The sequence below is a fragment of the uncultured Christiangramia sp. genome (assembly GCF_913046405.1).
Taxonomy (GTDB): Bacteria; Bacteroidota; Bacteroidia; order Flavobacteriales; family Flavobacteriaceae; genus Christiangramia; species Christiangramia marina.
Window position 1 is genome coordinate 1 of the sequence record NZ_CAJWRQ010000033.1, and the last position, 21,182, is coordinate 21,182.

Below are 21,182 nucleotides of genomic sequence, written 5' to 3' on the forward strand. Positions count from 1 at the left end.
AGCAATAGAAATAATAATAAATAAAATGAAAGTTTAAATTAGCTAATATTTATAAGTACGAAAACGTCATTTTCAAGGAACAGTTTTCAAAATATTTTCTTTACCATTCCGCTTTTAGGAAGTTCAGAAGTATTTGTAATGACAAAATCCACAACACCTAGTACCAGTTCCTCTTCTGTAATCACATCAACTTTCCATTTACCTTCTCTAAGGTTGCTTTTATAGGTATATCCTCGGAATCCACCATCACGCCCACCGGCAACTTCAAAGCCAAGGTCATCAGTAACCTGCCATGTTTCGGTTTCAGGATCATAATGTTGCCACCTATGAAAAATGGGCTTTTTTAAATCTGTAGGTGCAAAAACCGAAGTAAACACATAAACTCTTTGACCCATCTCACGATGAAATGTCGTGTGATGTTTACGCCAGAATATATACCATGGATTCTTCTCGTAAGTGATTATGTATTCATTATTTATTTTTCGCACATCATGTGCCACCAACCCGGTATCCATAGCCAGCGGCACTGGTGGAATAAGATTAAAATAGTAAAAAACATTAATTGTGATATAAATAGAAAAGATAAGACCGATCAGTTTTTTCAGACTTATCTCAGCTCTGGTGCCCGAGCTTGAACCGTAAATAAACATGATGAGTGCCAGCGTACACCCCAGACTTACAAAACCCGAAATGATAAAAATAAAGGTATTCATCTCCCTGATGAGCGTGGGAATCATGAAGGCAAAAAAGATAAAACTTATAAAAAAATATACACTAAACTGAAGGTATTTATTAGAGATTTTCTTTTTGAGAAACTCGTTTGCAAATAAGAGCAAAACCAGCAATATGAAAAAAAACATAGTTTTTGACAGGGAAACACTTCTGAAAAAATAGATGACAAATGCACTTGAAAGTGCACCAAAGAAAAACTGTATAGCTAGCGGAAAGTATTCGGAATAACGCCTGATCAATGTACCTTCCCACTTTTCCTCATTCACTACATTATATAAATAAAGAGTGATTGTAACCAAGGTCATATGCGAGCAAAGTACCAACGTATCATAAACACGATCTATTCGCCCCAAGGTCAAGGTATCAAAGATAAAACCACCCATAAAAAAAAGAATGGGTACGTACTTTTGATTGCGAGCAATATACCTTCCAAAAGCACTTTTTCTATATCCTACTAAAGCTCTTTTCATAATATGTTAAGTAGCGGCAAATTTAGCGTAAAAACTCTATCAGATTATTTGCTTTGAATTAATAGCAGGTAGTCTATTTACTTTCAGGAACATTCCTTGCACTTAATTTTCATGTAAGAAAATAAAATGATCTAAAATAGATTAATTGAACTCTGCGAGCCATGATTTTATAGAGTTCGTTTTTACTATTGTAATTTATAGTCTCTAAATACTAATTTCAGTAGATTCCTGTATCATGCTTATCCTTCAAAAATCTTAGGTTTTTATATAAATAGTGGTGTTAGTAACCTGATCATCCTTTCAGCCTGGACAATCAAACAATCTAAGAAATAATGTATACTATTCTAATAATACTCATGGTAATGATCACCGTAATGTCCTAGGGCGATCTTTATAAAGGCTTCTTGCAATTTACCGGTAGCATCCATAGCGATGATTCATGAATAGTATTCCCATACCGCGATACCTTTGGAAATAGCGATGTGTTCATGAGCGAAACTTTAAAAAATGTATTAATCTGAAAAATTTGCTGGAAAGACCACCATACTTCTGCTTCCTGCTAAACGACAGAATACCTCTGTTCATTAAAGTAATTATGAATATCCGCTTTGTAGGAAGCTAGACTTTCATGATCAGTTAGGTCGATATCAAAATGCAGCTGTCCGCCATTTTAGATTTAAAAATCTTTAGAAGATTGTATATAATATGCGATTTGATTTTTTAAATATCTGCACTCCTAAGTGATTTTACAAATCAAAGACTAATAACAAAAACGGAGAGATGCTAATTAGTATTTCAGGATTATATTTTTGCAAGCTATTTATCGTCGGAAGTTGTACCAGCAATCGCATAGTTTGATAGACCAAGCCTGACTCGCCTAATAACTATTCGCCATCAATTAATTTATTTTCTGCAGCTTGTAATTCTTCTCGAGTATTTATATTCCGTAAAATCGCTGTATTCTCGAGTGCGTTTAGATTTAATATGACATGGGGTTGCTTTGAAACAAAATCCTGCATTTTTAATTCATCTGCCAAAATAGCTTTCTCTACTTTTTCTATTACTGATTTTGGGTAGCAGGCTAAAAGCGGAGAAATTCGCTCCGAATCTGTGGCCACAGTTATTTTTCCAGGTTCGGCTACGGTCATCAAACTCTGTATTCCTTCTTTGTTAATGGAAGGCATATCGCAAGCCAGCAATAAAACCATTGGAGCCTTAGAATATTCAAGAGCAGTATATAATCCGCCCATAGGTCCTTTCTTCGGAATAATATCGGTATATAAAGGTTTACCGAATTTCAAATATTCCTTGTTACTACTAATTATACTGGTTTTCAAGTTTAAGGTGTCGAGAAGCTTAATGATATGCAAGATCATGGGCATTCCTTGAAAATTGAGCAGACCTTTATCTGTTCCCATTCTTCTGCTTTCCCCTCCCGCAAGTATAAAAACTTCGATCGCTTCTTTTTCTATCACTTCAATTGATTTCAGGAAATAAAAATAAGCTAATTCTGAAAAGACAAACCTGATTTGAAAATCTAGATGTATTGTAATTAAGCAGAAATTTAGATAGTAAACTACATCTTGAAATCCAGAAAGTTTAGATCGTTTCTTATTCCGTATCAATCATAAATTACCACAAAACCTTAAAAGCACCTTAAAAGTTTTATTTCGAGTAATATTCTTATCCATAATTAAAACCATTAGGCTTAACTTTAAATGGTTGTTTGAATAGTCAGCAGCCAATAAAATTACATTAAAATGAAAATTAGGATTCGAGGAAATTCGGTGAGATATAGATTGACGAAAAATGAAGTGGAACACTTATGCAGAGAAGGATCTATCGAAGAAACCACAAATTTTCCAAACCTGGATTTCGCTTATGAAGTGAAAGTTGCAACAACTGAGCAGTTAAATATTAATTTTTTCAATAATAAGATCTCTTTGCAAATTTCTGATGCTCTTCTGAAAGATTGGGATACTAACAATCGGGTGGGATTTTCTCATTCTGTCATTACTTCTAAAGGCAAATCTATAGATGTCCTTCTCGAGAAAGATTTTACCTGCCTGGAAGATCGTGGTGAAGACGAATCTAATAATTACCCTAACCCAAAAACTCTTGCGCTCTAGATGAAAAAGAAAATCGAAAGAAACGTAAATCATAGAGGACCCGTTAAATTTCAGGAACTTGAATTTAAAGATCCCGTTACCCATGCTGCAGGAAAACTGGGGATTAGAGAAACCGTAAAGCATACCTTTAAAGAAATGGGTGTTGTGGATTCCATGCGAGCTCTATTCACTATTAATCAGCAGGATGGCTTTGACTGCCCTAGCTGCGCTTGGCCAGATCCCGAACATCCTTCCAAAATTGGAGAATATTGCGAGAATGGAGCAAAAGCCCTGGCAGATGAAGCTACGCATAGTCATATTGATGCCGCTTTCTTTCAGAAATATTCAGTGGAAGAACTTTCAGAGTTAAGTGATTTTCAGCTAAATAAATTCGGCCGACTTATAGAACCACTGGTCTTACGCGAGGGCAGCATTCATTACGAAAGCATTTCCTGGCAGGATGCCTTTGAATTAATTTCAGAAGAATTACGCAGTCTGGATTCTCCAAACGAAGCTATATTCTATACATCCGGTCGTTCCAGCAATGAAGCTGCTTTTTTATACGGAATGTTTATTCGCGCTTATGGAACCAACAACATGCCAGATTGCAGCAATATGTGCCATGAATCCAGCGGAGTCGCCCTTGACGAAACCCTGGGGATTGGAAAAGGAAGTACCAAACTTGAAGACTTTTATGAAGCTGAAGTGGTGATCATTGCCGGCCAAAATCCTGGCACCAATCATCCAAGAATGCTATCTGCACTTGAAAAATGTAAAGAAAACGGTGGCTATATTATTGCGATAAATCCATTAGAAGAAACCGGACTGGTTAATTTTAAAAATCCCAAAAATATCAAGGGTTTACTTGGCAGTGGTGAAGATATTGCCGACTTACATTTAGCAGTCAATATTAACCAGGATATTCCTTTGGTAAAGTTGATACTTAAACGTCTTGCTGAAAAAGATGCTTTAGACCATACAGTTTTTGACCATGAGTTTCTTGAAGAATACACACAGGGATATTCAGAATTGATAGACGATCTAAAATCCTTCGATGAAGCAGAATTACTCGCTTTAACGGGAGTTTCTAATGAAAAAATAAATCAAGCCGTAGAGGTACTTGCCAAGAAGACCAAAATTATTGTCTGTTGGGCCATGGGACTTACTCAGCATAAAAACGGGGTGGAAACCATCCGGGAATACGTGAACTTATTGCTACTGAAAGGAGCTATAGGCAAGGAAAATGCGGGTACCTGTCCCGTGCGTGGGCATAGTAATGTGCAGGGAGATCGAAGCGTGGGAATCATGCACTTTGTAGATAAAGATCTTAATGAGCGTATTAAAAAGCATATGAATTTTGATCCGCCTACCGAAAAAGGTATTGATGTGGTTGAATCTATGGAGGCGATGCATGAAGGCAAAGCGAGTGTATTTTTCGCTTTAGGAGGAAACTTTTTAATGGCCGCTTCAGATACCGATTATACTGCGCAGGCACTCAATAACTGTAAATTGACAGTTCAAATTAGTACTAAGCTAAACCGCTCACACTTAGTAACGGGTAATAAAGCATTGATCTTACCTACTTTCGGCAGGTCTGAAAAAGATGAGAAAAATGGAAATCTTCGTTTCCTGACAATGGAAAGTAGTATGGGACGAATCCGGCAATCCAAAGGTGTTTTAAAACCTGCATCCAGTAGTATTATGAGCGAGCCTGAAATTATCGGGAATCTTGGCCATACATTTTTCAACGGAAATCACCCCGTAGACTGGAAAGCAATGGGAGAAGATTACGAATTAATACGCGAGAAAATTGATCTGGTCGCCAAGGGATTTGAGAAGACCAGTGAACGATCTAAAGGTTTTGGATATTACCTTCCTAATAATGTGCGGCACAGAGATTTTAGTATGTTGCCTAATGGTAAAGCACAGATCACTTTGAATAAACTTCCAGACCACCAGTTACAGGAAGATGAATTAATGTTGATGACCATTAGAAGTCACGACCAGTTTAATACCACTATTTATGGCTTAGACGATAGATATCGCGGAGTTTATAACGAACGTCGGGTAATCTTTATGAATCAGGAAGATATGGAGAAGCGCGGTTTAAAGAAATTTGAGATCGTTAATTTAAGTAGCACCTATGATGGCAAGAAAAGAATGGCGTACAAATTTAAAGTATTGCCTTATAACATTCCGGCCGGCAACACTGCTGCCTATTACCCTGAAACCAATCCGCTGGTGCCTTACAACCATTTTGCAGAGCGTAGTAATACACCTATTAGCAAGTCGGTGAAGATTCGGATTGAAAAGGAAATTTAATTAAGTAGACGATCTTCAATGTGATAAAAAAATCTTCTCTGTAGAACTAACTTAGGTATCAGACTCTAATTGGAATAAGGAAACTAGTTGAAAACAGGAATAAAATCATAATCTTCATAGAGCCTTAAGCCTGACTTTTGATGAGAATTAATCATTTACTTCGGAAGTAAAAAATAACATAGATAGATATTTCCGAAGTGACAGTGCTTCTTTAGTGTCTTAAAATTGAACTATTTTAGAATTACAAACAACTGTTCCAGATGCCGACAATTTTTTCTGGCAACTAAAAGTTTACATGTCTCTAAGGCTGATAAAATTAAATTCGAAATGAGAAGCAACAATTATAATTATATCCTGAGTACGATTTTCTTTATTAGTTCTATCACCTTCAGTTATGCACAGAAAATTCCGGATTTTATCAATCCCAAAGATCTGAAAAATGTAAAATTTAAATGTCTGGAAGAATTTGAAGTGTATTCCGAAGAGGAACAGAAGTATATCGATATTTTATGGAAAGAATCGCTGCAGTATCTTGAAGCTTATGCGGTGGCTTTAACGACCTCTCCAGCTGGAAGCTCTTGCATTGATTCAGACGTGGCAACTTATGAAACCGTGGACGGAATTGGTAAGTTATGTGTGATGGAGCGTCGCGATATGCAATTAATGGTCAAAAACATCTACCAGATCCTGCACAATCCTGAGGCTGCAAAAGCTTGCTTCGCTGCAAGAGGCAATGTTGACTGGCTCTATAGTCCCGGCGGTGAACTGGAGGCAAGGTCTGAAGTCGCTAAATGGCTTGATAGAACCACTTTTCAAGAATTTTTTGAAACTAAAGTTAGCGATCCAGAGGTGAAAGCTAAAGGTTATACCTTCTCTGAGAATTTCTTTAGAATGGTGACCGGTGAAAAGGTGAAGGCACCTAAAAATTTCCCTTATGATGTAAGTGCCAGATCACTACCAAATCTTTGGGCATCTGTAGGCTGGTTCCCAATGTATGCTGAAGAAAGTGAAAGAAATCAAAAAAATTTCGCGAATGTAAGAGGTGGATATGCTTATGCTGAAATCCTGGGACATTGGGGATTGCTAAGAATAGATGAGATCAACGGACAAAAAGTTGGTGCCGAAGTTGGAATGACCGTTCAGGCTGTAAACACCTTATATTCATACCATAACCACGCTACTTCTGAGTTGTATTATACTATGCGCCAGCCATCCTGTGTGAATCAATTTAAAACTTTTGCCATCAGGGATACTAACTAAAAGCTTACAACCATCTCAGAAAATGAAGATGAACGCGTTGTTCAGTTTGATACGGGAATGCCTGATGAATTCAGGATGTGGACCACCTCATCGTATGATCGGGATCCTTTGGTCTATTTTTACGAAAATACTATTCATGCATTTGAAATCGACGGGGACTGTGAAGAAGATCCGGAAGAAAATGCGCTTGTATCCATTTGAGCACGCTCCGATGCTCATGAAAAGCTCAATGACTACGGAACTACAAAGTTGTGTGAATGTGCTGAAGAACCTGGCAAACCAGCCGCCAGAGGTGGAAAAATACAATGTCAGCTAACAAAGCTGAAGTATTAGAATTTCATCTCAAGCTATACTTATAGATCTTATATTCCACTCAAATTTTAAAGCTGCCTTTTTAGAGTAAGACTTTTAAAAAATTCGTTTAGTTTTTACTTATAATAGCGTGTTTATAAATTAATAGATCAACAAGCTTTAAAGTATTCGCAAATTCAACTCTATAAAATAAAAAAGCGGCCATCTGAAGATTCATTTAGCCGCTCTATTTAGAAAGGAGTTTTTATTAAACTTTGGCTAATTCCAAAAAAGCTGGAACATTTTTCCTTTCATTCTTTTCCTCATATCGGGACTTAAAAGAGATGTCTGATCTTAAATCGTATATCATGTTGTCTTCCGTAGGATCTAAAACCATTACGTAGATCCATTGATTTTCAATGAGTTTTTTAGTTTCAGGATTTCTGGATACTATTTCTCTTACCTTATTTAAAGGTGCTTGAATAACTACCGACAATCTTAAGGGCTCATGATATATTTCTTCATCAGATTTCATGAGCGATTGGAGCGGTAGTCCTGTTTTAAGATCACCTCCATTCCCTTCTACTACGCCAAATCTGCCCGTAATATTATGGACGATTTTATTTCCGCCACCAAATTTGTTATTATCAACCATGGCAAAATAATAGTGATTGTTTATCCATTGAGTGACCGTCATGGGACCTTGTAAAATAGTCTCGAGAGCCTTTCCCGACTTATCCAGTTTCCAATTATAGGAATGTAAGAAGCATCGACTGTCCAGATCAACCTTTTTTGTTAGATTTCTGGGTCCTATAATGAATCCGGCGTTTTTTGCGAGTCCCCATTCTGGCCTGGTTTCGCTCCAGTCATTTGCTTTACGTTCTGCAAGAGAAACTGAATTTTTCTTCGTGCTAAGTCGTTTAGCTGTAGCGCTACGCTGAACCTTTTTCAGGTCTGCCTTTAAAGACATGATTGCTGCCTTATGAATATCTTTGGTCTTATCTTCAAATAGCAGGATCTCATCTGTCGTTGTATTGTGCTCAGCTGCTAGAAATAAGGTGTTTTCGGGAATTTCAATATCAAAATTGGTTGCCAGAATTTTTCTTACAACTTCGTTATTTGCTATTTTAGCGAGCATTCTGGCGTTGTGTCTACCCGGGTTCGCAGCACATGCACCGCAATCCAGACTTGAACCAAATGCATTATTTGCAGTATGACTACCATGTCCGGTAAAGACGATCAAATCTGCAAAAGTCTGCCATCCAAGTAAATCAAACGCATTTTTTAAGATTCCGGCCTGTTCAATTAACGGAATTTGAATATCACAATCGTTTACATTTTTCAGTAAATCTGTATCGCAATAATTTTCGTACGGATTTTCAGAATTTCGTTTCCATTTATACAAACCTTGCGGAACTATTGTTCTACTGAAAAGTCCTCCACCATAAACCAGACCAGCAGCTTCCACAAACCCGAAAGCCGATGGAAGCATGGCGTTCTTCGGAAATATTTGACCAGAAGTAAACAAAGAGAGCTCTCCCCTACTTTATTCCGGAATAATGAGATCGATATTTGATATTATTCATTCTGAAGCTGGCCCGATAAATTCCAGAAGAACTGAAAATTAAAATATTCCGAAGTATAGGTGATCATTTATATTAGAAACAGTTAGAACTTTATGCAGGTTTATCTACTTCATATTTTGCTCCATTTCTTGAGATAAAGTTTTTTATATAATCTTCGGAATTTGCCATAAATGGCTGAAATAGCTTGCATTCTTTGCTAGTTTTCAAACTTTCCAATTAAGTATTCTGGGTTCCTCAGTTTTTATATATTTTCGCTAAATGCAAATCTCAAAGTATTTTCTGATCTACCTCGGTATTTGTCTCGGCCTGACCGCTTGTGACCAGGCTTCGGAAAACAGTTCAGAAGAAATTAAACCTGGCAGCGGAGAATATTATTTTCAGCAAGGATTAAAATCAAAGTTGCCAGCAGAAATGCTTGCTAATTTTAAATATGGTCTGAACTCTTCCAGGATCGACAATGATACAGTGCATCTCAAGTTATTGGATGGCGTTATCTATAGCTTTAATCAATTAAGGTATTATGACAGCTCACTGGTCTATTCCTCAAAAATGATCGATCAATCTAGGATCTATGAAAATATTCATTTTGAAGCTACAGGTTTTTACCGTAAAGCTATTATTCATCGCTCTCTAAACGATTATAAAGAATATTTTAGAAATGCTTTTATCTCCAGGGAGTTACACCTTGCTGATGGAGATTCTTCCAGGGCCGGGCAAAGAACAATAGAGATGGCTAATGCACAAAGCAGATTAACAGATTATACCGGAGCTCAACAAACTGCTGCTGAAGCCCTCAAACTACTGGATCCCACTGACTCCACTTACTTTAGTACCGCTTACAATATTATTGCAACAGCATATCGTAACCAGGGTTTTCAAAGTGATGCCAAACGTGAATGGAGAAACGCTCTTGCATTTGCTGCCAATGTGAAGGACAGTTTGAGTAATTTAAACAATATTGCACTATCTCTCCAGGATGAAAAGAATTACAATGAGGCCATAATTATTTTTGAAAACATCCTGCGCAGTTCTGATTCAACTAATATTCTCTCTAAGGCCAGGTTCTTAGATAATCTGGCTTACACCAGGTGGTTGCAAGACTCTACCGCTAACGTGGAAGATGATTTGTTAGAATCCAGGAATATAAGACTGCTGAACAATGGGAAAAATGGCCTACTCGCCAGTTATGATCACCTTTCCAATTTTTACCGAAACAAGGATGAAAATGTGTCAAAACTTTACGGAGATAGCTTGCTCACTACAGCCAGGGAACTCAATAGTAAATCGGCGCAATTGAATGCCATAGAAAAATTGATCCACCTATCGCCAATGGAATCGGTCAAAAAATTCTCAACAATCTATATTCAGCTAAGCGATAGCATCCGTTCGGAAAATGCCCAGGCTAAAAATATGTTCGCTAAAATTAAATTTGATGAGGAACAGAAAGAATTAGAGATCGATCAATTACAAGATCAAACGGCTCTACAGGCTATAGAGAAAGAGCAACTGCAGGACCAGATCATCATATTATCACTAGGAAGTTTGCTGGTCTTAGTAAGTGGCGGATTCGGCTTCTATTATTTAAGACAAAGACATACCAGGGATAAAATTCGCGAAGCGCATCGTACAGAATCCAGGATTTCCAAAAAAATACATGATGAACTGGCAAACGATGTCTACAATGTTATGAGCAGTATGGATTCGATTGCACCCAATATGCTCATGGATAAGCTGGAAAATATCTATAACCGAACACGTAATATTTCCAGGGAAAATAGCAGTATTCCAACAGGAGCAGATTTCCTTCCCCATTTGCTCTCCACGCTTAGTTCCAGTTTACCGGCAGATGCCAGACTAATTCTTCGTGGGGAAAACAGCATCAACTGGAAAAGCTTAAGCCCGGAGAAAAAGATCATTCTTTACCGTGTCCTTCAGGAGATCATGATCAATATGAACAAACATAGTAAGGCCAGTTTGGTTGCTATTGTATTTTCCGAAGAAAACAGAACGCTGCATATTCAATATTCTGATAATGGGATAGGTACTTCACGTCAAAGTCTGAAAGCCGGTAATGGTTTTATTAATATGGAAAACCGTATTCTTTCTATCAAAGGAAAACTTAATTTTGAAACTGAACAGGAAAAAGGATTGAAGGTTCTAATTCAAATTCCAATATAATTTTAACATGTTTAAAAAAGTTCTAGTTGCTGAAGATATGGACAGTATAAATCATGCTGTCGCTTTTGTGTTGAAAGATTTGAAAATTGCACAGGTAGATCACGCGCAATATTGTGATAGAGCCTGGCTTCTGGCCAAAAAAGCTATACAGGAAGGCAGTCCTTATGATCTACTAATTTGTGATCTTTCCTTCAAACCAGATTACCGGGAGGAAAAACTAACCTCCGGAAAAGACCTTATCTCGGCATTAAAATTCGAAGATCCTCAACTTAAAGTTATCGTGAACTCGATAGAAGACCACCCTCAAACGGTCAGGGAACTCTGGGCAAGTGGAAATATAGATGCCTATGTCTGCAAAGACCGCAGTGGCTTAAAAGAGCTGAAAGAGGCGATCCTGAATTTGAATGAAGGTGCCAATTATAATTCTCCGTCGATTGAAAAGATCCTGAACCAGAATAATGTGCTTACTTTAAATGACTTCGAGATCAATATTGTTAAATATCTGGCAAACGGTTTTACACAGGACGAAATTCAAAAGGAATTAAAAAATAAGAATATCAGGCCGAGTAGTAAAAGTGCGATCGAAAAAAGGCTAAAAGAATTGAGGGATGAATTTAGAGCGAATACGAATCCGCATTTGATTTCGATCATGAAGGATCTGCAATTGATCTAATACAAGTAATTACGAAAGAATTCAAGCTATTCCTCCTACCTGCAAAAAGTTTGTTTATTTTACTCTATCTTACAAGTATCTCCTACGAATTATTTCACAGGTCTAACGTTCTCCATAAAGCCTTTCCAAAAGACATTCCTTAAAACGATTCAAATTAGAGCTATTTAACATAGAAGGTACCAACCCTTGCTTAGATAGGAACTCCTTGAAAAGTGAGAATTATCAATTTTAAATTAATCAGTAATTTTAAATCCGGGAAAATCTGCATCACCGTTCACTGTAGAACCATTTCAATTCGATGAATCCGATCCGCTCTGCTTAAAAGTGTCTAAAAAAACCAACAACAAGTCCCTACAATATTTTAACATTATATCTACCTGTATTTCAAATCAATAGAAATTAATAACTTTTCATGTGATTTTTATTTGGATTTAGTCTAAATAGATATAATTTTGTCTGGAATTACTACTACAATGACCCGAACGATTTTAATACTACTACTTATACTACCAACGGCATTATTTAGTCAGTCGCAACTAAAAGGCGAGATTACTGATGCTAATAACTATATCGTAGCGAATGCAGAGATAAAATTAAGTCGATCAAATTATAGTCGCACTACCCGTACAAATGGTAATGGGATCTACTTATTTAAAAATATACCTACAGGTACATATCTTCTGGAAGTTAACACCAATAAATCCGTAAGTTTTCATCAGGTAATTTTAGACTCAAATTATGTAACACATGATATTCAGCTAAAGAATGAAGGTGATTATGAACTTGATGAAGTGGCAATTCAGGGAGAATCCAAAAAAACGAAACTTGAGAAAACTGGTTTTGCCATCGGTGTAATTAATACTGAAGAAGCTAGCCAAAGAAATATTCAGACTACTGAACTTCTTAATAATACGGTTGGAGTCAAACTCAGACAAAATGGTGGTTTAGGATCAGATATTCAATTTAGTCTGAATGGACTATCCGGGAGTGCTGTTCGCATATTTATTGACGGAATTCCTATTTCTACTTTTGGTTCATCTTTCAATTTAAATAGTATTCCGCCATCACTTATCCAGCAAATTGAAGTGTATAAGGGAGTGGTTCCCGGACACCTGTCTGACGATGCTTTGGGTGGTGCCATCAATATTGTATTAAATCAATCTATGAATACCAGTTTAAATGCCTCCGTATCTTACGGATCATTTAATACGTTCCAGGCTTCTATGAATGGTTTGTATCGCGCTGATGATAGCGGATTTACCATAAAAGCATCAGGTTTTCACAATTATTCAGATAATGATTACGAAGTTTCCGGCAGAAGTGTTGTAGTTACAGGTCTTGGAGGAGTTCAAACTCCTATTACTGCAAGAAGGTTCAATGATGCATATCGTTCGACAGGTGGGATTGTACAATTAGGATATACCGATGTTTCGTGGGCAGATCAATTTTTTGTTGGCTTCACTGGATCTGATGATTACAAAGAAGTTCAGCATGGAGCATTTATGACCATTACGCCGTATAAAGACCGCTTTTTTGAATCCCAGGCTGCTTTGGCAAATCTGAGTTATCAAAAATCAGATCTATTTACAGATGGTCTGAACGCTAAAGTAAATGCTTATTATGGAAAACGTGACCGCCAGGTCACAGATACTCTTGCCTGGGCTTATAGCTGGAATGGAGAACGAGCCATAGATTTCAGAGGAAATGAATACCAATATACCTGGGGCTCCCAGCAAGAAGGAGGCCCAACGCTCGCTAAAATTGACAGAAATGTTGCTTCTATAAGAACCGGACTCTCCTACTCCATTGCAGATAATCATACTTTTCTAGTCAATCATTTGTATAGTTCCATAGATCGCGAAGACAGTGATGCACTGGATTCTGAATTCGAAAATAGCTTCGTAGGTACAAGAGATTTGCGCAAAAACATTATTTCAATTACTTATGAATTGAATGCTTTCGAAAATAAACTGAAGAGTAGCATTTTTGGAAAATATTATCAGCAGAAAACTATTAGTACAGATCCTGCCTTCGTAACAGATATTACTGGCGACAGGAGAATAGTTAGGTACTGTGTTATAAAACAAGTATTTTTGATTAAAATTTTAGGAAGAAGTCAATGCTAAATTGCTTCTATCCTGTGCAGCAAGGACTTCGGTTCTTGCTGTCTTTTTTTGCTCATATTCTGAATCATAATCTATTTCATTTTTCCATAAGCTGTACATCAGTACTAATAACTTTCGCTCTACTGCCACCAAAGCAATCATAGGTTTAGCCTTAGTAGGTTTCACGCGCTCATAAAACTTCTTCAATGTCGTATTACATCGGACAGCGGTCATCGCCGGCATATACAGTGCCCTACGTATATTTTTATTCCCTTTCTTACTGATCCTGGTTTTGCCCTTATAAGCCCCAGATTCTTTCAGCACTACATCAAAACCAGCATAACTGGTAAGTTGCTTTGCATTGGTAAAGCCAGTGAAGCCTAAGGTTTCACCTACTACTGTGGCTGCCGACACAAAGGAGATTCCTGGAATACTTTCCAGGTGTTTAATTCTGCACTTTAGATCAGGAGTGTCATTGATCAATACCTTCATCTCTTTCTCTACCTCCTCCAATTGTTTAGCGATCAATTTTAAACGCTGTTTAAACCTTCTTAATTCCCGCTTATTACTGTATGCGGAATGCTGGTTCGAATGAAGCCTATTCCTCTCTATTTGCTTCTCCTTTAGAAGAAATGAGCGTTCCCGACTCAGACCTTTCAATTCCCGCAAGGTAGGATCTGGTGGTGTCCATAAAGGTAATGCACGTTCACAACCAAGCATAGCTAGCATACGGCTATCCAGTGCATCAGTCTTAGATCTTTGGTCCAGACTCTGGCCATAACGCTTAACTCGTCCAGATTGCATCACGCTCACATTAAAACCAGCTTCATAGAGGTAATAAACAAAGCCTTCATGATAAACCCCGGTGGACTCCATAACCACCCAAAGATTTTCCCGTTCTGCTACTTGTGCATCCAGCCATCGTATTAGTTTTTTAAATCCTGAGATGTCATTGCTTACTTCAAAAGAATCTTCAAACTCTTTTGCCAGGTTAACCGTTAGACGACAAAGGCATACCGCCAAATTATCTTTTGATACATCTACTCCCAAGGCTACTTTTAAAATGTGGTCCTTCATAATTGTTTAATTATAAACCGGATTCTCCGTTACTTTTGCTCGTCTTTGATACGATCTCTATAAAAGGATCCAGGTACTGTTCAAGTTCTGAGAGAAAAATGGAAGGGTGGAATTTCTAACGCACGATATCATTAAATAAAATGTATCTACCGAGACCTCACTATCCCTTCCATTGGTTTAATTATTAATTCCTATTTTTAGCTAAATTTCCTCGAGAAATCTAACATACGAACGAGACCGTAAGTAGCAATAAAGAAAATGAAGGTTATGGATTTGCACTATCCTACGCGATAACTCCAGAAGTAATGCTTCTCACCTCTGCGGAAAAGGCCGTTAGACTACCAGACGAAACTGAAATCTTTGGAAATGATGGAGATAATGTGGTAGCAAATTCTAGTATCAACCCTGAACAAAGTAACAATTTCAATGTAGGATTAAGATTAGGTACTTTTAATTACCAAAGACACAGTATAGGAATAACCACGAATCTTTTTCTACGAAATATTAAGGATAGAATTGGATTGCCTATTGAAACGTCCCTGAATGTAGATGATGAATTGATCTTATACGTGAACCAGGGCAGCGGAACTTCCAAGGGTTTTGATGCACAATTCAATTACTCCTATAATAACAATCTGGATTTCAATTTCAATGTTTCCCGTTTTGACGTTAAAATCGAAAACAGGGGATCTGAAATTGATGTGCCAAATACTCCATTTCTTACTATGAGTGGAAATACCAGATATACGCTTAAAGATCTACTTCAGAAGAAATCAAGATTGGATCTTTTCTACAATATGTACTTCACAGATGAATTTTCTTACTTGGTGCCTCAAGGTTCCAATACTGTTGGAGACGACTTTTTTAAAGTACCACAACAGCTTACTCATGATCTCGGTTTGAGCTATACATTTCCTCGGAAGGATATTGTAGTAAGCTTCGATGTAAAGAACATTTTAGACGAGGCTGTTTTTGACAATCTTTCAGTTCAAAAACCTGGAAGAGCATTCTACTTAAAATTAAACTATTCATTAAATAAATTCTAACCAAAATTACTCATAACATGAATCGTAATTATTTCAACTTTAAGTCAATTTTTAGCGCGATAGCAGTCGTTGGACTTATGTCCTCCTGTAGTAGCGACGATAGCACAGATGATATTATTCCTGAACCAGAGACCGAAAGCCGCTGGATTACCGTTGCTGCAGCAAAAATGGGCGAAGAGCCAGGTGATGGAAATGGAGGAACTTTAATATATTCAGTTTCAAGCGAAGATGCAAAAAATCCTGACTTTTCTATAGAACCATTTGAAAATGGATTTATTGTTCCGTCGAATCGAACTGCACGTTTACAGGCTTCAGAAGATGGAAGCACTATTTTCAATATTAGCTATGCCGGGGATACTGGTGGAAATTACACAAAATACAATGTTCTAGGTGGGCAAAATTTCGAACAAACAGGTTCGGAGATCAGTATTGCTCCTTATGTAGGATCTGCTCCAAGATGGATCAAACTTTTTGATGGAGACCAGACTGGAGCTGCAGTTTATGTAAATACTGGAAACGAATTTAGTGATAATGATACTCCAGACGATTCATCAGATGATTTTTATGTACGTACTGAAGCTACCATGGGAATTGTAACCCTGGATTTGCAAAACTCTTCAATCAAGGAATTTCAGGAACATAGTGTACCTCTTTCTGCTGAAGAAGAAGCTGCAGGATATTATATCTCAAGAATCGATATGCCTACTTTAAATGCAGCGGGTGATAAAATCTATATTGGTGCGAGACTTAGTAAGGTAGATCCAGAAACTGGAGAGAGAGATAATGATGGTGCGGTTTTAGCCTCTAGATCTATTGTTCTTGATTATCCATCACTTCTAAACCCTGAAGTGATCGTTTCTGAAGTTGGAGTTGGTAACACTAACGGGTATCGTAGTATAAATGCCTTTGAATATAATGGAAGTGTTTACCAGGCGAATCAGGGTGATCCACAAGGTTCACATATTTTAAAGATCGACTCAGATAATGAATATGATGACTCTTATGTATTCAATCTTGACGAAGCTCTAGGCGTAAATGATGCTTATATCCTTGCATGGAGACCAGCATCGAATGGAAAGGCTGTGCTTGCATATCGTCATGCCGGATCGGCTGAAGGTGTTGCTGGTGCACAGGGATATTTTGCTTTAATAGACCTTAATTCCAAGACAGCACAAAAGATCGACGCTATTCCTTACGACCCTAATTTCTACCTTTTCCAATACCAGGGATTTGCAGTAGATGGTACCGAGATTTATCTTACGCAGGCTCCGGTTGGCGAAAATGGAAATATTTATATTGTAGATACCGAGACTGGAGAAGTTACTAAAGGTGCTGAACTGGTGAACACTCAGGGTAGTCACTTTATAGGAGCGTTCTAAGTGTAATAACTCAACCACATTATTCTGTTTTGTGAAGGCGAAAGGCCACTATTTATAATAGTGGCTTTTTGCATTTTTGAAGCTTAATAAGTCTTGCGACTTTTTTACAGGTTATACACTATGGTCATATCTTTCCAAATATGTAAGTTTATGGCATGATCAAAGTAGTTATAATCGACGACGAGCTAAGTGCTCAAAATGTACTTGAAAAAACACTCCTAAGGTATTTTCCCAACAAATTCAATATTGTAGCCAAATGCCATTCTGTTGACTCTGGCGTTACTGCTATTAATAACCATGCGCCTGAGTTGGTATTTCTTGATATTCAGATGCCGGAAAAGAGCGGATTTGAATTATTCAAGCAATTCGATCCTGTAAATTTTGAAGTGATCTTTACCACCGCACATAATCGTTTTGCTGTCCAGGCCATAAGGCAGAGCGCTCTTGATTATATTCTGAAACCCATCAATCATATCGACCTGAGAGATGCGATCAAACGTTTTGAGGAACGAAAAAGAAAATTATCCACTAAAGATAAACTAACGTTGCTTCTCGAGAACCTGAATGTAAATGATCAAAATATCGCAAAACTTGCCTTCCCTACGTTGGAAGGTTTTGAGCTAATCCATTCTAACCAGATCCTCTATTGTAAGGCTGAAAGTAATTATTGTTCGATAAAAGGTATTGATGGAACTACAAAAACTGCCACAAAAACACTTAAGTTTGTAGAAGAAATCCTCCCTTCAGCATTTCTAAGAATACATAAAAGTTATGTCATTAACCTGAATTTTGTTGTGCGCTACCATAAAGCGAACAAGGAAGTTGAGTTAACCAACGGGGAGAAACTTCCGGTTTCCTTCCGTAAAGAAGAGGAATTCATCAATGCTATCTTACAAAATAAATAGAAGCTTTATAACCTTTCTTTTTGTGTCCAGTGCCTCTGGGCCCAGAATTTTCCCTCCAGGAACTATTCTGCTGCGAACGAACTGCCGAATAATGCAGTCCGCGCATTGTTCGTTGATCGCAATAATGTGCTATGGATAGGAACCGAGAACGGAATTGTAAGTAAGCAGAATAATATTTTCCAAAGCTATTTTGAAGAAGATGGACTCGCCCTGAATAGTTGCTGGGCAATCACTGAGGATAAGCAAAACAGGATCTGGTTTGGAAGTTATGGGAGCGGGATAAGTGTTTTCAATGGTGATGATTTCAAGATCCTCTCTACAAAAGACGGACTCGTTCATGATGAAATAGTCCAACTTTTTCCATATAAAAATTACATCTACGTTGGAACCAGTGATGGTGTCTCAAGAATTGATATAAACACATTCGATATTCAGTCATGGAAAAATGAAGGGTCTAAGGCTTTACTAAGAGTTTCTGGATTTTTCGAATTTGAGAAAGAACTCTATGTTACGACCTATAGAACCGGAGTTTTTAAAGTTTCTTCGGAAGGATCTTTCAGTCTAAAACAGGTAAACGATCAAAGGTATATCTATTCTGCATTCGTTGACGATAACAGCATATTCAGTAGCAATAAGGGGCATTATACAAAATCTGAAATTTCAGAATATATAAAATCAGGAGAGCCTGCTTCAGAAGAACTCGCGAATTCAATAATATGGGACTACGTAAAAACGAGTGACTCAACTATCTATGCTGCGGCCTGGGGAATTTATGACAGTAATGGGGGTATTTTCGAACTGAATGAAAATTTTAGAGACCGTACAAATTCCTTCGGAATACAGGGAAATGATATGTATTCTCTGGCCTACGACGAAGCTTTTGAAAGATTGTACATAGGCACCTTATCATCAGGGGTCTACGAAATTCAGCTAAAACCACTAATAAAATTTAAAGAACTGTTCAATCAAAATATCCAGGGTTTTGCGGAGATAGATGGGAACACAGCATATTTGCTTGAGCAGGGCGTTCAAATCAACTCTGCAACGAACCAGTTTTTTATTCAATTATTAGATTTTAAGCGTTGGCAGCAAAATTATCTCAGGACCACAACTAGGCCACTACCAGAACATAAAGATGATTTTTATGAACTGGACCATAACACCACAGCAAGTAACATTAAGTTCTATGACATCAAAACTTCAAATAACCTTTATTGGATAAATTCTAATATTGGGATATTTTCGATAGATACAGATGGAAAACTGGATACCTATTTACCATTACATTCAGAAGAGATCAATTTCACGACCGATGGTAAATTGATCGAAACCAACCCTTATGGAGGTGTTCGAATTTACGACGATCCAAAAAAATTGTCTTACAAATATTATCCACAGGATCATAAAGACACACCAACCATGGTGGTAAGCAGTCTGAAAACTGATAATAAAACCTATTTCACATCAGTATTTACTGGTCTTTATAAGTATGAGAATGGCCGTTTCGAGTCTTACCTGAATTTAAAAATCTGGAAGGAAAAAAATCTTCGGCATATGGTATCTCACAACGACAATCTGGCTATTTCCAGTGAATTCGGAGATGTTTTCATCGTTCGGGACAAACCTGGATCTTTTGAAGTTTTAAGAAAAATTCCCCGGGCCAGTATTCAGGGAAATACCATTTCTTTTCTCAATGCCTATGGTAGTACTTTAATCATCGGTACAGAACGTGGACTTACACTCGTTAATGATGACTGCTTTATATTTCTGGACGAAGAACAAGGTTTGGAGCAGCCATTTTTCAGCAGTAAAATCGAGAACGATGAATTACATATTGGCAGCGAAAATGGGTTATTCAGGGTCAATATTAAAGAAGTTCTTGCATCATCTAATCGGGTAAAAAGGATTCAGTTAAAAGATATTGCTATTAATAACAAAGAGTACGAATTGACTGAAAATGCTGTAAATGATCTCGATCTTAATTACGATGAGAATACGGTGCTGCTCAGCTTTTCGACCAATGCTCATCCATATCCTAAAAAATTACAATATCAATACAGGCTAAACCAGGATGAAGAATGGAGTAACCCAACCAGCAATTCTGAAATCCTGTTGCCATATCTTCCAGCTAATAATTATGAGGTACAGGTTCGTGTTCTTGATTCCAGTACAGGATTAAACTACTCACAGAATATTCTTAATTTCAGCATAAAGCCTCCCTTCTGGAAAACCTGGTGGTTCTTTACCTATATTTTTCTGGCACTAATGGCGATCGTTTATGCGATCTATAAATATGAACTTGCTAAGAACAAAAGATTCGAGCGGCAAAAGCGGGCTATCCAAAGAAGGTTTGAAGAAACTAAAATGGAAGCATTACTTGCTCAAATGAATCCGCATTTTATCTTCAATGCCATGAACTCCATTCAGAATTATATTATGGATAGCGACATTGATAACGCCACGATATTTCTGGGTGATTTTGCCAAACTCATTCGCCTGAATCTTGATCACTGTACTAAACCTACTATTTTACTGGTTGAAGAAATCGAATATTTACAATCTTACATTCGGGTAGAAAACACTCGTATGAATAATGCTATAGAGGTTAATTTTGAGCTGGATCCTAAGATCGACACCTATGATGTAGAGGTTCCTACCATGATTCTTCAAACATTTGTCGAAAACGTATTTGTACATGCTTTTACTGTAAAAAGTATAGATCCAAAACTGCATATAATTTTTGAAAAGCTTGATGAGCATGCCTTATGCTGCAAGATCATCGACAATGGTTCTGGTTTTACGGCTACTGGAAAGAATCGGCTGCATAACTCTAAAGGTCTAAGCTTAGTAAAAGAAAGACTAGCACTTTTAGACTACGACATTGAAGATGCGCTGAACATAGAATCTGAGCCTGGAAAAGGTACCATGGTAAGCCTGAAACTAAGTTTGCAACGATAACTCAAGAAATCGATACGTTTACTAAACCGTTAATTTTGAGCTGAACATAAGTTATAAATTCACCAAAAATTAGATGGCGGTAGCTGCTATAT

Annotated in this window: 14 protein-coding genes and 1 pseudogene; 11 read left to right on the forward strand and 4 right to left on the reverse strand. The window is 37.4% G+C overall.

The features are described from left to right. Positions 1–86: 86 nt before the first annotated feature. Together QZ620_RS06145 and QZ620_RS06150 are read right to left on the reverse strand one after the other, a co-directional pair. Positions 87–1,202: a DUF2914 domain-containing protein gene (locus QZ620_RS06145; RefSeq protein WP_295180061.1), complete on the reverse strand. Its 1,116-nt coding sequence runs from the start codon at positions 1,200–1,202 to the stop codon at positions 87–89. Between the two features lie 884 nt (positions 1,203–2,086). Further along, positions 2,087–2,677 carry a molybdenum cofactor guanylyltransferase gene (locus QZ620_RS06150; protein WP_295180063.1) on the reverse strand — a complete coding sequence of 197 codons (591 nt, stop codon included), beginning with the start codon at positions 2,675–2,677 and terminating at the stop codon, positions 2,087–2,089. Positions 2,678–2,962: 285 nt separating this feature from the next. Here QZ620_RS06150 and QZ620_RS06155 point away from each other — a divergent pair, with 285 nt between their 5' ends. From QZ620_RS06155 to QZ620_RS06170, 4 genes are all read left to right on the forward strand, one after another. Further along, positions 2,963–3,331, forward strand: a complete 369-nt coding sequence (locus QZ620_RS06155) for a hypothetical protein (RefSeq protein WP_295180065.1) — start codon at positions 2,963–2,965, stop codon at positions 3,329–3,331. Further along, on the forward strand, positions 3,332–5,632 hold the full coding sequence (locus QZ620_RS06160; RefSeq protein WP_295180067.1) for an FdhF/YdeP family oxidoreductase: 2,301 nt from the start codon (positions 3,332–3,334) through the stop codon (positions 5,630–5,632). Between the two features lie 327 nt (positions 5,633–5,959). Further along, positions 5,960–6,892, forward strand: a complete 933-nt coding sequence (locus tag QZ620_RS06165) for a hypothetical protein (protein WP_295180069.1) — start codon at positions 5,960–5,962, stop codon at positions 6,890–6,892. 22 nt (positions 6,893–6,914) lie between these two features. Then, the gene (locus QZ620_RS06170; protein ID WP_295180071.1) at positions 6,915–7,208 is read left to right on the forward strand and encodes a hypothetical protein; all 294 of its coding nucleotides are present in this window, start codon (positions 6,915–6,917) and stop codon (positions 7,206–7,208) included. A 243-nt stretch (positions 7,209–7,451) separates the two neighbouring features. Here QZ620_RS06170 and QZ620_RS06175 read toward each other — a convergent pair whose 3' ends face one another. After that, positions 7,452–8,711 carry a putative inorganic carbon transporter subunit DabA gene (locus QZ620_RS06175; RefSeq protein WP_295180073.1) on the reverse strand — a complete coding sequence of 420 codons (1,260 nt, stop codon included), beginning with the start codon at positions 8,709–8,711 and terminating at the stop codon, positions 7,452–7,454. Positions 8,712–9,027: 316 nt separating this feature from the next. On the opposite strand from QZ620_RS06175, the gene QZ620_RS06180 reads away from it, so the two are divergent. The 3 genes from QZ620_RS06180 (at position 9,028) to QZ620_RS06190 (ending at position 13,746) form a co-directional block, all read left to right on the forward strand. Continuing rightward, positions 9,028–10,947 carry an ATP-binding protein gene (locus tag QZ620_RS06180; protein WP_295180075.1) on the forward strand — a complete coding sequence of 640 codons (1,920 nt, stop codon included), beginning with the start codon at positions 9,028–9,030 and terminating at the stop codon, positions 10,945–10,947. Between the two features lie 7 nt (positions 10,948–10,954). After that, the gene (locus QZ620_RS06185) at positions 10,955–11,620 is read left to right on the forward strand and encodes a DNA-binding response regulator (RefSeq protein ID WP_295180076.1); all 666 of its coding nucleotides are present in this window, start codon (positions 10,955–10,957) and stop codon (positions 11,618–11,620) included. 473 nt (positions 11,621–12,093) lie between these two features. Continuing rightward, positions 12,094–13,746 (forward strand): TonB-dependent receptor, encoded by a 1,653-nt coding sequence (locus QZ620_RS06190; RefSeq protein ID WP_366935446.1) that lies wholly within the window; start codon positions 12,094–12,096, stop codon positions 13,744–13,746. Here the strand turns inward: QZ620_RS06190 and QZ620_RS06195 are convergent. Further along, positions 13,726–14,802 carry an IS110 family transposase gene (locus QZ620_RS06195; RefSeq protein ID WP_295180078.1) on the reverse strand — a complete coding sequence of 359 codons (1,077 nt, stop codon included), beginning with the start codon at positions 14,800–14,802 and terminating at the stop codon, positions 13,726–13,728. The two genes, QZ620_RS06190 and QZ620_RS06195, sit on opposite strands and share 21 nt — an antisense overlap. A 230-nt stretch (positions 14,803–15,032) precedes the next feature. On the opposite strand from QZ620_RS06195, the pseudogene QZ620_RS06200 reads away from it, so the two are divergent. From QZ620_RS06200 to QZ620_RS06215, 4 genes and pseudogenes are all read left to right on the forward strand, one after another. Then, positions 15,033–15,848, forward strand: a pseudogene (locus QZ620_RS06200) (TonB-dependent receptor); the annotation flags it as partial. 17 nt (positions 15,849–15,865) lie between these two features. Then, positions 15,866–17,227, forward strand: a complete 1,362-nt coding sequence (locus QZ620_RS06205) for a hypothetical protein (RefSeq protein WP_295180080.1) — start codon at positions 15,866–15,868, stop codon at positions 17,225–17,227. A gap of 155 nt (positions 17,228–17,382) precedes the next feature. After that, entirely contained in the window at positions 17,383–18,132 is a 750-nt protein-coding gene (locus tag QZ620_RS06210; RefSeq protein ID WP_295180082.1) for a LytTR family DNA-binding domain-containing protein, read from the forward strand. Positions 18,133–18,213: 81 nt separating this feature from the next. Then, the gene (locus tag QZ620_RS06215; protein WP_295180088.1) at positions 18,214–21,090 is read left to right on the forward strand and encodes a sensor histidine kinase; all 2,877 of its coding nucleotides are present in this window, start codon (positions 18,214–18,216) and stop codon (positions 21,088–21,090) included. Positions 21,091–21,182: the final 92 nt, after the last annotated feature.

Coding starts and splice junctions, on each gene's coding strand:
- QZ620_RS06180 (WP_295180075.1), top strand. CDS start 9,028: ATGCAAATCTCAAAGTATTTTCTGATCTACCTCGGTATTTGTCTCGGC.
- QZ620_RS06170 (WP_295180071.1), top strand. CDS start 6,915: ATGAAGATGAACGCGTTGTTCAGTTTGATACGGGAATGCCTGATGAAT.
- QZ620_RS06195 (WP_295180078.1), bottom strand. CDS start 14,802: ATGAAGGACCACATTTTAAAAGTAGCCTTGGGAGTAGATGTATCAAAA.
- QZ620_RS06185 (WP_295180076.1), top strand. CDS start 10,955: ATGTTTAAAAAAGTTCTAGTTGCTGAAGATATGGACAGTATAAATCAT.
- QZ620_RS06155 (WP_295180065.1), top strand. CDS start 2,963: ATGAAAATTAGGATTCGAGGAAATTCGGTGAGATATAGATTGACGAAA.
- QZ620_RS06210 (WP_295180082.1), top strand. CDS start 17,383: ATGATCAAAGTAGTTATAATCGACGACGAGCTAAGTGCTCAAAATGTA.
- QZ620_RS06165 (WP_295180069.1), top strand. CDS start 5,960: ATGAGAAGCAACAATTATAATTATATCCTGAGTACGATTTTCTTTATT.
- QZ620_RS06160 (WP_295180067.1), top strand. CDS start 3,332: ATGAAAAAGAAAATCGAAAGAAACGTAAATCATAGAGGACCCGTTAAA.
- QZ620_RS06190 (WP_366935446.1), top strand. CDS start 12,094: ATGACCCGAACGATTTTAATACTACTACTTATACTACCAACGGCATTA.
- QZ620_RS06205 (WP_295180080.1), top strand. CDS start 15,866: ATGAATCGTAATTATTTCAACTTTAAGTCAATTTTTAGCGCGATAGCA.
- QZ620_RS06145 (WP_295180061.1), bottom strand. CDS start 1,202: ATGAAAAGAGCTTTAGTAGGATATAGAAAAAGTGCTTTTGGAAGGTAT.